Raw genomic sequence first — 234 nt, forward strand, 5'->3', positions numbered from 1 at the left:
CTGCCTGTGAGTGCCGATTAAAATTTTCAGCAAATAAGGCTGGCGATATATTGCCAAGACGCGAGTGACGTCGCTGGCGGTTATAAAAGCTTTCAATGTATTCCTGGATAGCCGCCTGTGCATCAGCCCGTGTGGGATAGTGCTGGTGATGTATCAGTTCATTTTTCAGGCTTCCCCAGAAACTCTCCATGGGCGCATTGTCATAGCAGTTTCCCTTGCGTGACATGGATGCCC

1 protein-coding gene is annotated in these 234 nt (G+C 49.6%); it reads right to left on the reverse strand.

Translation table 11 applies throughout. The features are described from left to right. The coding region (locus ACO0LC_RS29385; protein WP_423009825.1) for an IS3 family transposase at window positions 1–234 on the reverse strand (234 nt) is incomplete at both ends.

Origin of the sequence: Undibacterium sp. JH2W (genome assembly GCF_049340425.1) — a bacterium.
Classification (GTDB): Bacteria; Pseudomonadota; Gammaproteobacteria; order Burkholderiales; family Burkholderiaceae_D; genus Undibacterium.